Source organism: Pseudomonas sp. NFX15, assembly GCF_049132105.1.
Classification (GTDB): domain Bacteria; phylum Pseudomonadota; class Gammaproteobacteria; order Pseudomonadales; family Pseudomonadaceae; genus Aquipseudomonas.
Genome location: NZ_JAFMPV010000001.1, coordinates 231,949 through 246,213, shown reverse-complemented (window position 1 = coordinate 246,213; position 14,265 = coordinate 231,949). Strand labels below are relative to the sequence as shown.

At 52.9% G+C, this 14,265-nt stretch carries 11 protein-coding genes and 1 pseudogene; 6 read left to right on the top strand and 6 right to left on the bottom strand.

Annotation, left to right across the window (positions count from 1 at the left end; all coding sequences use genetic code 11):
* Positions 1-56: 56 nt before the first annotated feature.
* The gene (locus tag J1D76_RS01025; protein ID WP_421136589.1) at positions 57-1,904 is read right to left on the bottom strand and encodes a Mu transposase C-terminal domain-containing protein; all 1,848 of its coding nucleotides are present in this window, start codon (positions 1,902-1,904) and stop codon (positions 57-59) included.
* A gap of 289 nt (positions 1,905-2,193) precedes the next feature.
* Between J1D76_RS01025 and J1D76_RS01020 the strand changes: the two genes are divergently transcribed.
* Entirely contained in the window at positions 2,194-3,090 is an 897-nt protein-coding gene (locus J1D76_RS01020; RefSeq protein ID WP_421136588.1) for a hypothetical protein, read from the top strand.
* Here J1D76_RS01020 and J1D76_RS01015 read toward each other — a convergent pair.
* Entirely contained in the window at positions 3,067-3,561 is a 495-nt protein-coding gene (locus J1D76_RS01015) for a DNA-binding protein (protein WP_421136587.1), read from the bottom strand. The genes J1D76_RS01020 and J1D76_RS01015 overlap by 24 nt on opposite strands.
* Positions 3,562-3,986: 425 nt before the next feature.
* Between J1D76_RS01015 and J1D76_RS01010 the strand changes: the two are divergent.
* Positions 3,987-4,899 (top strand): annotated as a pseudogene (locus J1D76_RS01010) (DNA-binding protein).
* A 245-nt stretch (positions 4,900-5,144) separates the two neighbouring features.
* Here J1D76_RS01010 and J1D76_RS01005 read toward each other — a convergent pair.
* The gene (locus tag J1D76_RS01005; RefSeq protein ID WP_421136586.1) at positions 5,145-5,975 is read right to left on the bottom strand and encodes an alpha/beta fold hydrolase; all 831 of its coding nucleotides are present in this window, start codon (positions 5,973-5,975) and stop codon (positions 5,145-5,147) included.
* Between the two features lie 237 nt (positions 5,976-6,212).
* On the opposite strand from J1D76_RS01005, the gene J1D76_RS01000 reads away from it, so the two are divergent.
* Complete coding sequence (locus J1D76_RS01000) at positions 6,213-6,692, top strand: MerR family transcriptional regulator (RefSeq protein ID WP_421136795.1); 480 nt, start codon at positions 6,213-6,215, stop codon at positions 6,690-6,692.
* Positions 6,693-6,707: 15 nt separating this feature from the next.
* Here J1D76_RS01000 and J1D76_RS00995 read toward each other — a convergent pair whose 3' ends face one another.
* Both J1D76_RS00995 and J1D76_RS00990 read right to left on the bottom strand, forming a co-directional pair.
* The gene (locus J1D76_RS00995; protein WP_421136794.1) at positions 6,708-7,634 is read right to left on the bottom strand and encodes an acetoacetate decarboxylase (ADC); all 927 of its coding nucleotides are present in this window, start codon (positions 7,632-7,634) and stop codon (positions 6,708-6,710) included.
* Between the two features lie 115 nt (positions 7,635-7,749).
* Positions 7,750-8,553 carry a type 1 glutamine amidotransferase domain-containing protein gene (locus J1D76_RS00990; protein ID WP_421136585.1) on the bottom strand — a complete coding sequence of 268 codons (804 nt, stop codon included), beginning with the start codon at positions 8,551-8,553 and terminating at the stop codon, positions 7,750-7,752.
* Positions 8,554-8,748: 195 nt separating this feature from the next.
* Between J1D76_RS00990 and J1D76_RS00985 the strand changes: the two genes are divergently transcribed.
* The 3 genes from J1D76_RS00985 to J1D76_RS00975 all read left to right on the top strand — a co-directional run bounded on the left by J1D76_RS00985 (position 8,749) and on the right by J1D76_RS00975 (position 12,609).
* Entirely contained in the window at positions 8,749-9,828 is a 1,080-nt protein-coding gene (locus J1D76_RS00985) for a saccharopine dehydrogenase family protein (RefSeq protein ID WP_421136584.1), read from the top strand.
* Positions 9,829-9,901: 73 nt separating this feature from the next.
* Positions 9,902-11,158 carry an NADH:flavin oxidoreductase/NADH oxidase family protein gene (locus J1D76_RS00980; RefSeq protein ID WP_421136583.1) on the top strand — a complete coding sequence of 419 codons (1,257 nt, stop codon included), beginning with the start codon at positions 9,902-9,904 and terminating at the stop codon, positions 11,156-11,158.
* On the top strand, positions 11,155-12,609 hold the full coding sequence (locus J1D76_RS00975; protein WP_421136582.1) for a coniferyl aldehyde dehydrogenase: 1,455 nt from the start codon (positions 11,155-11,157) through the stop codon (positions 12,607-12,609). The genes J1D76_RS00980 and J1D76_RS00975 overlap by 4 nt, the downstream gene beginning before the upstream one ends.
* 325 nt (positions 12,610-12,934) lie before the next feature.
* Here J1D76_RS00975 and J1D76_RS00970 read toward each other — a convergent pair whose 3' ends face one another.
* Positions 12,935-14,206 (bottom strand): OprD family porin, encoded by a 1,272-nt coding sequence (locus tag J1D76_RS00970; RefSeq protein ID WP_421136793.1) that lies wholly within the window; start codon positions 14,204-14,206, stop codon positions 12,935-12,937.
* Positions 14,207-14,265: the final 59 nt, after the last annotated feature.

Here is a 14,265-nt window from a genome sequence, read left to right as displayed (position 1 = left end):
GAAGGCTCAACAAATGTTGCCTTGACTGACGTACATGGCTTATATCAATAGGGGTGTCAGTCATTTTCGTCAAACAGCCTAGGAGTTAAAGAAAAGTTAACTTCGGTTTCGTCAAAGTCGATTTCGTTGACAGGGATCGTATGAGCATCCCAGATAGGTTTAGGTATACCGTGTTTATTTTTCTCGGCGTGATGAGCCATTGCTTCCGGATGTTTATGCGCTATTTTGGCGTTTCGAGTGCTCCGCTGGCTATTTTTTACCAATGCATTGTTGGTGCGCATCTGTCTTAACGCGTTATCGTCTGTGATTGTTCCAGGCGGTAGTTTTTTATTGTGCTGGCGGTCGCATCGATACTCTTCGTAGCTTATGTAGTTTTGCTCTGATGAAACCTGTGGAATTCGAACGTATTCTCCATTTACCTTCACCCATACTATTGTCATGTCAAAAGGATCAAACTTTACAATGACTCTAGCGCGCGCCTGTATGTGGTTTAGCTTGTTGGAGTAATATCGTCTTTTATTCAACGATATGCCATTATTTCTAACTGGTTTTATCGCCTCTGGCAAAAAATCCAAATAAAGCGCTCGAGGATTTATTGCTACTTCTGGCAACTTAATTTCAGTTTTCTCGAACGCCTTCTCCCATGCATCTTTCGGTGATACGCCTAGCTCGGAATGGACCGTACCGTGGTATATAAGGACTTGCCCAGCAAACCAAGTGCAAAACTCTCTGAATGTTAATGATGACTGTTTTTCGCTATTGTAGTCTGCACGCTGTTGAGTGTTAGAGAATGTAGTGCCAGGTAGAAAGTGGACAGCTGTAGTCATGAATGTTCCTATTAGCCGCTCCACGTGGCCGCCCATGTGTTTTTTGCCTATTATTCGCCATTCAGGATTTATTTTATATTTGCGCATTGCTGCTTCAACAACAGGAGATCTAAACTCCGCAGCGTTGTCCATCAATAAACGTTCGGGGAATCCAAAATACGGATAATTGCTTGATTCGCTAGCCAGTTGGAAATAACCAGTGTTCTTAGGTAGCATCGCCATACCCATTGTCTGTTGCACTGATATAATCGATGGTGCAAACATTGTTAAGTAATAACCCAATATGACACGCGTGTGCAAATCCATTATTACCGACAGCCACGGCCTTCCTATTATTTTTGTGCGGTCATGCTCGGCACGGAGGATGAGGTCCACGCGCGTATGATCCATTTGAGCTACTTGTAACGGATAATCAGTATGAGCAATGCCTGGCCGGGGCTGAAAAATTTGATTAGCAGAGTCAACTCCATGTTTCATTCTATGGGTGGTTTTTTTATCAAAACTCTTGATTAATTTTTTTACTGTTTCTCTGCTCGGTGAATTCAATGCCTGTGCAAAGCACTCGCTTTGCACTTGTTTCCACACATACGAATAAGAGGCTGACCTGCCGTGATAATGTTTAATGTAGCAATCCGTGATAATGGATATAATTTGATCAGTAACTCTCATGCTCCCTTTAAGCGGTCCGGGATTATTTTTTATCAGTGTGATAGGGCCTAGTTCGGGGCTATATTTTTTCTTCAGTTCGTAAAAAGCAGTTTTTTTTAACCCAAGCTTATCGGCGGCTTGTTTAGCGGAAAGTGTGTCACTTAAGTGAAGCTCAATAACTGCTGAACGCTCGCTAGCTAATATGATTTGTGAAGCGTTATGCTCGGTAATAAACCCCTCTATTTCTTCATGGCTTTCGAGACTGTTGCGAGACAGGGGGATAGGTTGAATGTTCGCGACGTTAACAACCGATATGGTGCCGCAACCAAAGCCGCTGACTGTAACTTCCCCTTCTTTTCCTATATTCCTGACTGTTGATAGTAATCCATTGGCTACCACTAGGTGGCCTATTTTAATAGCGATCCTCAATTATATGCTCCCAACGATACTAATATCAGCGAAATAGGTTTTGATGCACATTCATACGGTACGTTGTCACTAGGTTGTCCACTGATACTGTAGCCGTCATTAAATGCTAACGAACGAATTTGGGGGCGGTCTAGGGTCAATATATAAATATTTTTTCACCGTTAACCCCAGTAATTACTGGCTGCAGCGGCGATAAAATGTTTACGCATCGACGACGAAAAAAAATCCTTGATTCAGTACCATTTCGTACGGAATGATGTTTTTTAGATTTTCGATATGGTGCCAGTCGATGGGACGCAGAAAAAAGACGTTACTACAGGTACTAAAAGCATCTGCTTTAGCGCACCTACTTGCGGTACTTGCAGGGGTGAAGCCTAACGGGTATCAACTCGCGAGGTGGTATGAGAGGACGCTGGGATTGCCCCATGAATCAGAATTGAATAGAACTTGGGAAAGATTTCTTGGAGGTTCAATGCCCAAAAAAGCCAGGTTGGCTACATTGCTAGAATTAGAGCCGGAACTAATTGAATTATTGGATCATCCGTTGTGGAATATTATGGCGGATGAGACCGATTTAGGAGATGTTTTTTCTATTCTAAAAAATAAATATTATCCTAAGAAAACATTTTTTTTATCTTCACTCGAAGACGATCTTGGCAAGATGCCGGCGCTGGATCGTATTGCGTTATTCATACTAATGATCCTGTCCGCCGCTGATCATCAATACGTTGTCTCTACGGTGACTAATTGGTTGGCCGACAGCTATGGTCAACTTAGACTTGAGACCGAATGGGTTTATTTGAGCAGTGCATTATCAAACTTAATGTTGTTAAGGTTTGAAAGCATTCCTTGGTTTTCTTCTGCTGAGTTCAGGGCATCCAACAATGAATCAAACAATGAATTTTGGAACGCTATTTTTGATGATTACAGAAACAATCAGCGGGGCGACGGAGCCGGAGTATGGGCGCTATGGTGCAGTTCGGTATCTCGTTTGGATTGGCTAGAGAGGAAAATATATTTAGATTATATAGGTGGCTCTACGACTTGCGACCCCGAAGAGAAAAGGATTGAGCGAATAACGACCTATAGGAAAGTGAGGGATCGTCGATATAAACTTAGTCGTAAAGCACGCAAGTTCTCAATTTTTTCGCTGGGTGCGCAGTTAAGTCTTGGCAGATTTATTTAGCAGTTCAGTAATCTGCTGCTGAAAAAATTGCAATGTACTTAAAAGGTTTTGATACTTCATGTTCTCTTCCTTTAGCTCGACAAATATCCTGGTAATTTCATCTATCACCTGAGGGTTCGAAGTAACAGCGCCCAGCTTGTTAATGGTCTCTAGCAGGCGAACGAAGTCATTGCTCCGACCGGACGAGTCCGGGGCAGTGTTGAAATGAACCTCAGAAGTATTGAGCTTAGAGGTCATACGCGATTGTTCTAAAATACTGTCTGTTTTTTTATCTTTCAAGGCTCGCAAATGTTTTACTATAGTTGTTTTTGATCCATGATTACCCAGCTCCGCACGGATAGCATCCAAAGTTGGCTTGGCGCCATTCTGTTCTAGTCTGAATAAGGCTTGTTCAACCATCTTTTCACTAATAATGGGTCGCATGACTTCATCCACCGCCAGTCCAAGGAATATCTTACCATAAGTGCTCATGGATGTGAGCAACAGCGGCTCTATGTAGGGTTGATGCTATTTGGGGGGAGTTACATCGTAAAAATTAGGCCTCATACCACATTAGCGTCAACCTATTACAGTACACAGTTTAACGTCGTTCACTGCAATTCCCAATAGATAAAAATCAGTGGTCGCCCAAACTACCATCGTACGCTTTAGTGTACTGTCAGTATGCTCTGGCTCACTATTTTGTACTTTAATGTAAACTGTTCGTTATTTTGTCGGTCTTGTACGATGGCTGGCCGACTCACTTGATATCAACCTGGTGGATATTTTTTAAAATTGGTAACCAGTCGCATCTGATCTGTAAGATCTATCACGTGCGACGTATTTTAATTTAACTGCCCAAAAATTACTGTCGGATAACATTCTATTATCAGACCTAATATAACCGGAGGTAAACCATGGCAGTAGGGGTGCCGGAAAACGAGGTGTTTGCCGCCGCGGATGCGGTATTGGCCCGCGGCGAACGGCGAACGGCCAACGGTGGAACGCGTGCGCCTGGAGCTGGGCCGCGGCAGCCCGGCGCGGGTCGGCGGATTGCTGGATCAATGGTGGGAGCGCTTAGCCGCGCGCCTGACCGGTGAAGCCCGCCTACCAGCGTTGCCGGCCGAGGTGTCGCAGGCTTTTATCGCGGTGTGGCAGCAGGCCATTTATCTGGCCCAAGGCGTGGCCGAGCAGGCCTTGGCTGAGCAACGTCAGGTCTTAGCTGCCGAGCGCGAGCGAGTTGTCGCTGTCGAGGATCAGGCGCGTCAGGACGCGGCACAGTTTCGGCAACAGGCGACGGACGCAGTATCGGGGCGCCAGGCAGTCGAGTTGCGCCTGGCGGATCTGGAGCTATTGCTGACCCAGCGCCAGACGCAGGTCGAAGATTTGCAACAGCAACGGGAGAGCGTGGCGCACGAGCGCCGCGAGACCCTTCTGCGAAACCAGGAATTGCAGCAGGAACCGCAGGCGTTGCGCCTCAAAGCCGAGCAGGAGCGTGTAGCGCAAGAGGCCTATGTGCGCGGTGTTGAGGATCGGGCTCACCGTGAGGTTGATCGAGCCCGGGAGGAGGGCAAAGCCGTAGCAAGCCAGTTAAAAGTGGCCAGTCGAAGAAGCGATGAGCTGCAACGAAAACTGGAGTCGGCACAGAGCGACCTCAGTGAAACGCAGCAACGTGCAGTAGCACAGTTGGCCCGGGCTGAAACTTTGGGGCAGCAGTTGATTCAGTTGCGTCAGTTGTCCGAGACGAAACGCAAGCCTGGGACCCGAAAAAAAAAACGGCGTCAACGAACGCTAAAACCTGAAAACACTCCCGCTCACAAAATTGGGTAATTGCACGGACTTGCCCACCCATTTGCATTCGACCTGACCAGTCATTTGCATCGGATTTGACCGGCATGATTCGTGGACACAACCGGCAGAGAACGACCCAAAGGAGACGCTCGCCAACCACCGCTTTGGGCTAAAAAGCAGTTATCCAAATGGCACAGTTTTGACGGCATTTCGCTGAATTTAAACGCGTCGATTTGGTGGCTTTGAAAAATATAGGGCGGGGTTACCCACCGCCCTATAATTGATTAGCTCCTTACGAATGCGAGCAGATCAGCGTTAATCGTATCGGCGTTGGTTGTAGGCATTCCGTGCGGGAAGCCGGGGTAGATTTTCAGCGTACTGTTTTGCAGAAGTTTGGCTGACAAAACCCCGGCATTCTCATAAGGGACAATCTGGTCATCATCACCATGCATCACCAGCACGGGGATCTTGATGCTCTTCAAATCTTCGGTGAAGTCGGTCTGAGAAAACGCCACGATCCCGTCATAGTGTGCCTTTGCACAGCCCATCATGCCTTGTCGCCACCAGTTCCAGATGATGCCCTCGGACGGTTTTGAACCCAGGCGGTTATAGCCGTAAAAAGGTCCTGCTGGAACGTCGTGGTAGAACTGAGCGCGGTTGGCCTTCAGTTGTGCTTGCAAGTCGTCGAACACTGACTTCGGCAGACCGCCAGGATTGCTCGGGGTCTGGACCATTAGCGGTGGCACGGCGCTGATGATGGCTGCCTTTGACACTCGGTCTTCGCCATGACGAGCGATATAGTGAACGACTTCGCCACCGCCGGTGGAGTGCCCGACATGGACGGCGCCTTGCACGCCTAGGTGATCAACCACGGCCGCGACGTCGTCGGCGTAGTGATCCATGTCATGCCCATCCCAGACTTGACTGGATCGTCCGTGACCACGTCGGTCGTGTGCTACAACCCGGAAACCGTTGGCCAGGAAAAAGAGCATTTGCGCGTCCCAATCGTCCGCGCTAAGCGGCCATCCGTGGTGGAAAAAGACTACCTGGGCATCGCGTGGCCCCCAGTCTTTGTAAAAAATTTCAACACCGTCTCGCGTAGTGACATACCCCATGTTCGTATCTCCAGAATGAAGTGAAGGCCTATACCGAATCGCGTTCGGAACATGGCCTTGAATGAACAAAGTGCAGCCCATCCGATAGGCGGTTCAGAGGGCGCGTTTGTGGAAAGTTGCGCCTGCCCCATGACTTCCATAACTGCTGAGCAACACGTTGCACTTGTGCTGCTTGGCCGCCCGATGACTTTAGGTTTAAAGTCAACTTTAAGGTCAATAGATTTTTCAGGGTGGGTTATGAGAATAGGCGAACTGGCGAAAATCAGCGGATTGGCGCCGTCACGCATCCGGTTCTATGAGGCAAGCGGCCTGATCAGATCCGTCGAACGCAAAGCAAATGGCTACAGGGACTACGCGCCTGATACCGAGTGGGTCCTGGAGATCATCACCGGAGCACAGGCGGCGGGTTTTTCGTTGGAAGAAATCCGGCAATTGATGCCGATGAATGCCAGCGGCTGGCAGCACGATGAATTGCTCAGTGGACTCAAGCAAAAGGTTGAGGAAATCGGTGTTCTACAGGAACGGCTAGCCCAGAACAAAGCGCAACTTCTGCTCGTCATCAAGGGCATCGAGGGTAAGCCCGAAGGTATGGCGTGTGCGGACAATGCGCAAATGCTGATAAATCGTCTGCGTGAAGATGGGGTTGGCCAAGCTCCAGGCAAGCGTGCGACAGCATCTTCCAAGAGAAAAAACGCCCGCCAGGCATCCGGGGCCTGACAGGCGTAAAAGGTTTCAGCGCTCGCCAATCAGGCTGGCGAGTGGTTTGGGCGCATAGAGCGCACTCTGGAACTCTGGCACGTATTCGTACTTCATCATTTTCCCCAGCTTCAGGGCGCGCAGGTAATTCGACAGACTGCCATCGCCTAGCGTGAGGGTGGCCGAATCAGCGTCGCGGCTGGAGCCGTGACTGAGTTGGCGGGAAACCGCATAACCGTATGCCAACTGGCCCTGATGATCGAGGTTGGTGAAGCTGCTGGTGACGATATCGACATCACGAGAGAGGTTGTCGAGTTTCTTCGCTTTGAAGGACACGTCGACTTTTCCGGTCTGGCTGTCGGTGATGTCATAGACCACAGACTGGGCATCTTCTTTGCGGTCAATACCGGTCAGCCATTTAGGCAGGTTGTAACCGACGACACCGCGCACCCGTGCAAGCTCGGTATTGACCGGCAGCTTGAGCACATAGCCCCAGAAGTCACCAGACGTCGACTGTCCAATCAGTGTGAACGGACCCAGATTGGCTTTGCCTGGCTTGTTGGTAATGATCGACACGGCCACTTCGTTATAGGCGTCGTTATCACAATGCTCATAGGTGTACGCAGTAAACGCAATCAAGCCGCGTCCGGGCCAGACTTGCAGGGGGTGTACGGTTGCCAATACTTCCGGTGGCATCAATGCCCGAAGTGCGTCCAAGTCGGCCGTGTAGACAGCAGTTACCCGACTGTTCTGGTAGTAAAAGTTCGGGGAGTATGACTCGAAGCCAATGTCGACCTTGTGCTTTTCCAGTCCTTTGAACCAACTCAAATCAACACCCGGCAGTTCTGCTGCAATCACCGACAAGGGCGGGTTCGAGCGATAACGGTCGTACAGGCCGCCCTTGACGACCGGCACTGTGTGGCCTGCGATATCGATTGTGTTGGTTTCAGTCGGGCTGAGCATTTCAGGCGTCCCCGCCAACGCATGGTTGGCAATTGAGCTGAACAGCAATCCTGTTAATACGGCGCTTGCGAGTTTCAATCGGTCTTTCTCCGGGTGGTGGGAACTACTTGAGGGTTCAGCGAGCTACGTTGTCGCCAGAGAGCACTGCCATCACGGCTTCAGCTACGGCTTTGGGCGATTGAGGGTTTTGGCCAGTGACAAGCCTTCCATCCGTGATGGCAAACGACGTGAATGGCAGCCAGCCCTTGCGGTACCGTGCACCCTGGCTCACCAACTTGTCCTCAAGGAAGAAGGGCACCTGGCTTTTCATGCCGGAGAACAGTTCTTCGCGATCAGAGAAGCCGGTGATGTTCTTGCCCTTGATGATCAACTGGCCTTGTTCATCCTTCAGATCCAACAGACCCACTACGCCATGGCAGACGGCCGAGACGATGCCACCCTGGTTGTAGATGGTTTCGGCGACACGCCGCAGGTCGGGATTATTGGGGAAATCCCACATCACCCCATGTCCCCCGGTGAAGTAGATGACGCTGAACTGGGACGGATCGATATCGGCTATCGGCAGCGTGCTTTGCAGGCGAGCGCGAAAGGCCGGGGACTGCAAATGCTCACGGGCGGCCTTGTCCATGTACAGCCAACCGAGGCTGCGCTCGTCCAGTGGCACCGCACCGCCTTTGGGACTGGCAAAAACTGTGCTGTAGCCAGCCGCCTCCACTACATCGGTGAAATGCGTCAGCTCAGTCAGCCACAACCCCGTGGTATCGGTTCGTGAGGGATAGCTGGCGTGATTGGTCAGAATCACCAGAATTTGGCGATTCTTGGCAGTCATTGTGGAAGGGGCGGTGTCAGCATTTGCAAATGTCATGAAAGCGCTTCCTATCAATACCAACGCATAAGAAACAAAGGTCTTGAGCATCATCCGGGTTCCATCAATTAAGCAGGCCAGTGCATGCTCACCTTAAACCTCGCTTTAAGGTCAATCCCCACTGCTGCAAATAATTTCCGCCGGAAGTTGCTCACTTCCGCTTGACCCTCAACCTGACTTTAACGCTAGCGTCTGACACTGATAGGGCAAGGCAATAACGCACGTCATCAATACCGTCAGGAGCAATGCATGAGTCAGCAAGACAACCTGGATATGCAGTTCAAATGGATGATCTATGGCGCCAATGGCTACACCGGCGAGTTGATCGCTCGTGATGCTGTAAAGCGTGGACTTAAACCTGTGCTGGCGGGACGCAACCGTGACAAGGTCGAAGCCCTCGGTCGGGAGCTGGGCCTTGAAACCCGAGTGTTCGGACTGGAGGATGAGGTGCGGTTGCTTGCTCAGATCAAAGGCCATGGCTTGGTTCTGCATTGCGCAGGGCCGTTTTCAGCGACCGCCACCCCTATGATGGAAGCCTGCTTGCGCGCCAATGCGCACTACCTGGACATCACCGGCGAAATTGCCGTATTCGAGCACGCCCAGTCCTTGAGTGAACGGGCGCGTGCGGCGGGCGTGGTCATTTGCCCCGGCGTCGGCTTTGATGTGGTGCCGACTGACTGTGTCGCCGCCGCATTGAAAAACGCACTGCCGGATGCAACGCATCTGGCGCTGGGGTTTGATTCGCGTTCGAGCTTTTCACCCGGTACTGCCAAAACTTCGATTGAAGGCATGGCGCAGGGCGGCAAGGTTCGTCGTGACGGCAAAATCGTCTCGGTACCGCTGGCGTATCGGGTACGGCGTATCGACTTTGGCGCCGGAGAGAAATTGGCCATGACCATTCCTTGGGGCGACGTTTCCACAGCTTGGCATACCACTGGTATTGCCAATATTGAAGTGTTTATTCCAGGCTCTGCGGGGATGATTCGCGGCGCCAGATTCGCCAATTTCATTCGTCCACTGTTGGGTTTGTCCTTCGTGCAGAGCCTGCTCAAGGCGCGCATCGGCAAGACAGTAGTCGGCCCGGATCAGGAAAAGCGTGCCGATCAAGGCACCTACGTATGGGGTGAGGCTAGAAACGCTCGCGGCGAATGCAAAGTCGCACGCGTGCACACCGCGAACGTCTACAGTCTGACGGTCGACGCAGCCTTGGCTGTGGTCGACTACCTGCTACAGATGCGCCCAGCTGGCGGCACCTACACACCCGCTCGGTTGTTGGGCGCCCATCTGGTGACGCACTTGCCAGGGTCTGGCGCGTTGAACATCGACTGACCTTGAAAAAGGTATTGACCTTAAAGTTTACTTCAAGCTTAAGGTGGCCTCATCTCCAGTTGAGGACTGCTCGATGAATGTGTTCGACACGCTGATGCTTCCCAACGGTTCGACCATCAAGAACCGAATCGCCAAAGCCGCCATGGAAGAGAACATGGCGGATGCTGACCAGGCACCCTCCGAAGAACTCATGCGTCTCTATCAAGCATGGGCCGACGGTGGTGCAGGCCTGATTATCACCGGCAACGTGATGGTCGACGGCCGCGCCATGACCGGGCCGGGTGGCGTGGTGTTGCAGGACGATCAGCAACTGGTCAAGTTCAAGCGCTGGGCGCATATTGGTCGATCCGGCGGTGCGCAGTTCTGGTTGCAGATCAATCACCCAGGTCGGCAGATGCAGTCCAATCTTGGGCAAAAAACCTGGGCACCGTCAGCCGTGCCGCTGGAACTGGGCAAAATGTCCAAGCGTTTTGCCACGCCTCACGCGATGACCCCTGGCGTGATCGAAGAAGTCATTCAGCGCTTTGCGAACACCGCACGCCTGGGCGAACAAGCCGGATTCACCGGCGTGGAAATCCACGCTGCCCATGGCTATTTGTTGAGCCAGTTCCTTTCGCCGTTGACCAACCAAAGGACGGACGAGTGGGGTGGCTCTCTAGAAAACCGGGCACGCCTGTTGCTCGAAATCGTCAAGGCCGTCAGGGCTGTGGTTTCTGCGGATTTTGCAGTGGCGGTCAAACTCAACTCCGCCGATTTCCAGCGCGGAGGATTCACCGCCGATGACGCGAAAAAGGTAGTTGAGTTGCTCAACGACCTGGGCGTGGACATGGTGGAGTTGTCGGGAGGCAGCTACGAAGTACCCGCCATGCAGGGTGACGCGCGCGATGGTCGCACCCTCGCTCGCGAAGCTTATTTCCTTGAGTTCGCCCGTGATCTCCAAACCGTTGCCCAAATGCCGGTGATGGTCACCGGCGGTATACGTCGCCGCCCGGTGGCCGAAAGCGTCGTGCAGAGTGGTGTGGACATGGTGGGCATCGGAACGGCGTTAGCCATCGATCCGCACTTGCCTCGTGACTGGTTGCAGGGCAAAGACAATGCCCCTCAATTGCCGCCGATCACTTGGAAAAACAAAGCCATCGCATCCTTGGCGAACATGGCAGTAGTGAAGTTTCAATTGCGCAAACTCAGCCGGGCTAAAAAGCCCGATCCGAGCGTTTCACCGTTGCGCGCGCTGATCCTGCAACAGCTCTTCATGGCCTTTCGCACTCGCCAGTATCGGAAATGGATTGAAGCGTCTGCGCATTACAACGGCTTGGGAGACGCAAGATGACCGTTGCTCTAGAGGACTCCCCAGTTATCGACACCACCAATATGCTCGACCAACAAAGAAGGGCATTTCTTAACGACGGGCCACCCGGCCTCAAACGACGCAGGGCCAACCTGGTCAAGTTACGCGCGGTGGTTCTCGCTCACAGGCGTGAAGTAGAGGATGCGATCAGTACTGATTTCGGCAATCGCTCCAGGCATGAGACCGACATCATGGAACTGCTTGGCGTGGTGCAGTCCATTGACTACTTGTTGCGACACCTGCGCCGTTTCATGAAGCCCGAACGTCGTCATGTCGCGGCGTTTCATCGCGCCGGCCGCGCCTATGTGGAGTACCAGCCTAAAGGTGTGATCGGAGTCATGGCGCCTTGGAACTACCCGTTCTCCCTAACCTTCATCCCATTGGCAACTGCGCTCGCGGCTGGCAACCGGGTGATGATCAAACCCTCCGAGCTGACGCCACGCACTAGTGAATTGATTCAACGCATGCTGGCGAGCTGTTTTTCTGCCGATGAGGTAGCAGTGGTACTCGGCGGCCCTGAGACAGGCGCCTATTTCAGCGGCCTTCCGTTCGATCACCTGCTGTTCACCGGCAGCACTCAGGTAGGTCGAATGGTAATGCGTGCCGCCAGTGAAAATCTGGTACCGCTGACCCTTGAACTGGGTGGCAAGAGTCCCGTGGTCGTAGCGCCAGGCCATGCAGGGCGCAGCGCATTGGAGAGCATTGTCTTCGGCAAATTATCCAATGCTGGCCAGACCTGCGTTGCACCGGACTACGCCCTGGTTCATGAAGACGACCTGGGCGAGTTCATCACCCAATACCGCGACGCTGTTGCCCGTTCTTATCCGCAAGGCCCAACCAGTCCCGATTACACCTCGATTATCAGCGACAGGCATTACATGCGGTTGCATACGCTCATCAAAGACGCACGCGCCAAGGGAGCAGGCGTGATCGAGGTTGGAGTGACCCCAGAGCGTGCGGCAGAGCGACCGCGGACATTGGCTCCGGTGTTGATCGTGGGAGCCGAAGACGATGCATTGGTCATGCAGGAAGAAATCTTCGGCCCACTGCTACCGGTTCGTACCTACCGCTCTCTCGACGAAGTAATCGACTACATCAACGCCAGGCCGCGCCCACTCGCGCTTTACTATTTCGGCAATATGGATGCCGACAGCGAGGCTGTGCTCAAGCGCACCACATCCGGGAATGTCGGCATCAACAACACTCTGCTGCACGTCGCCGTGGATGATCTACCATTCGGCGGTGTAGGGCCGAGCGGTATGGGGGCCTACCACGGCATCGAGGGTTTTCGCTCCATGAGCCATGCCAAGGGAATATTCGTCCAAGGTCGCTGGAGCCTACCTAGCCTGCTCAGAGCACCTTTCGGCAAACTGGCTGAATTCGCCATAGCAATCACGCTTCGGGCACAGCCAAAACTCCGAGTCGAGCGGTAGAGGAAGTACAGCAGCGCCAAGCTGTTTCAGTCCGTTGGCAGACAAACCCCTCGACGAGGCATCTGGAGCATCGTGGGCAACAACACGCCAGTGTGCTTCATTCGTGATCAGATGAAGCACACTTTTGGCTGATCTTTGCCTGTCACGAAGGGCCGCTTCTGGCCGATTTCTGCCGGTCACTAAGAGCCGAAATCGACCCGCAGCAAGCGCTTGGCGCCCCCAGAAAACCATGAATCTGACGAATGGAAGCGGCTTGATTCAGTGACGGTGCGCTCGCATCTTCGTGATGCAAGTATTGGCGCCTCACACAGGAGCCGGCCAGAACTCACCATAATTTCCACGTGTAATCGATGTTAACCCGCAGCTCATTGTCATCTCGATGGCTGGCTTGTGCGCTGAAGTCGTTGCGGTACCAGGCGTTGCGCAACCGCAGCGCCAAGCCTTTCAGTTGGCCGCTCTGCAGCACATAGGACAGCTCGAAATCCTTTTCGCTCTCTGTCAGGTTGGAGCCTCCCAGCTTGGCTAGTTCGATATTGTCTCCACTTACATAGCGCAGCATGCCATTCAGTCCCGGCACGCCAAGGCCTGCAAAATTGTAGTCATACCGTACCTGCCAACTGCGCTCTTTAGGGTTGAGGAACTCAGAGCTCAGAGTGCCTTCGGTGATCACTAACGGTTCGGTGCCGAACAGGTATGGCATGGCTGTCTTGCCTGTCAGTTGCATGTAGCCGGCACCGAATTTGTGGGCACCCAGGGCATACGTCAGCATCAGTGCCGCATTGCGGTTGTCCACCGGGCCGGCCCTGGCTGCACCGTCTTCACCGGTAACGAACAGACGAAAGTCGCTTTTCAGGCTGCCGGGGCCGATCGGGCGATTATCGACAAAGCCGTAGAAGTCCTTGCGGTACAGGTCAGCGAGCTCTGCGTGGTAGTACTTAAATGTCAATTGCGGCGACCAGGCATAGTCGCCGCCGAGGAAGGAAAAACGGTCCGACTCGGCGGCACCATTGAAGCGTCCATTGGGTGAGCCTACCGACATTTTCTGATAGTCGGTGGAGTCGCGCAGGTTGATGCGGTCCAGCCAGCCGACGTGCAGGGTGAGGTTGTCGATTTCCTGGGACTTGAGGTACGCGCCACGAAAGGTCTGTGGTAGCAGTCGGGTAGGGCTGGCGAAAGCGATCGGAAGAAACGTGCTTATGGTGCCCAATTGCAACTCGCTTTTCGATGCCCTGACCTTGGTCGTCAGACCCAGCTCCGAATATTCATCGGCCGGCTCACGGGTGGTGGCGCTGTACGGCAGCAGGCCGGTACCGGTGCGAGCGCGTGAAGAATCCAGGCGCACTCCCAGCAAACCTTGGGCGTCGAGGCCGAACCCCACTGGCCCTTCCGTATAACCTGAACGCACGTTGAGAATGAACCCCTGGGCCCACTCGCGGGCGGCGGCCTGGGGTGTGGCGTTCACGTAGTTACGATCGAAGTAAAAGTTTCGCATCGTCAGATCGGCGTGGCTGTCATCGACAAAACCGCTGGCACACGCCTGGCCAAAGTATAAAACGCAGGTGCAGGCGCTGAGCGCCCGAAGAGTAGTCTTGAGCATGCCGGTGTTCACTTTTATTGTTGTTGGGGATGAACCCGCACCGTTTCCGGCACGGGGTA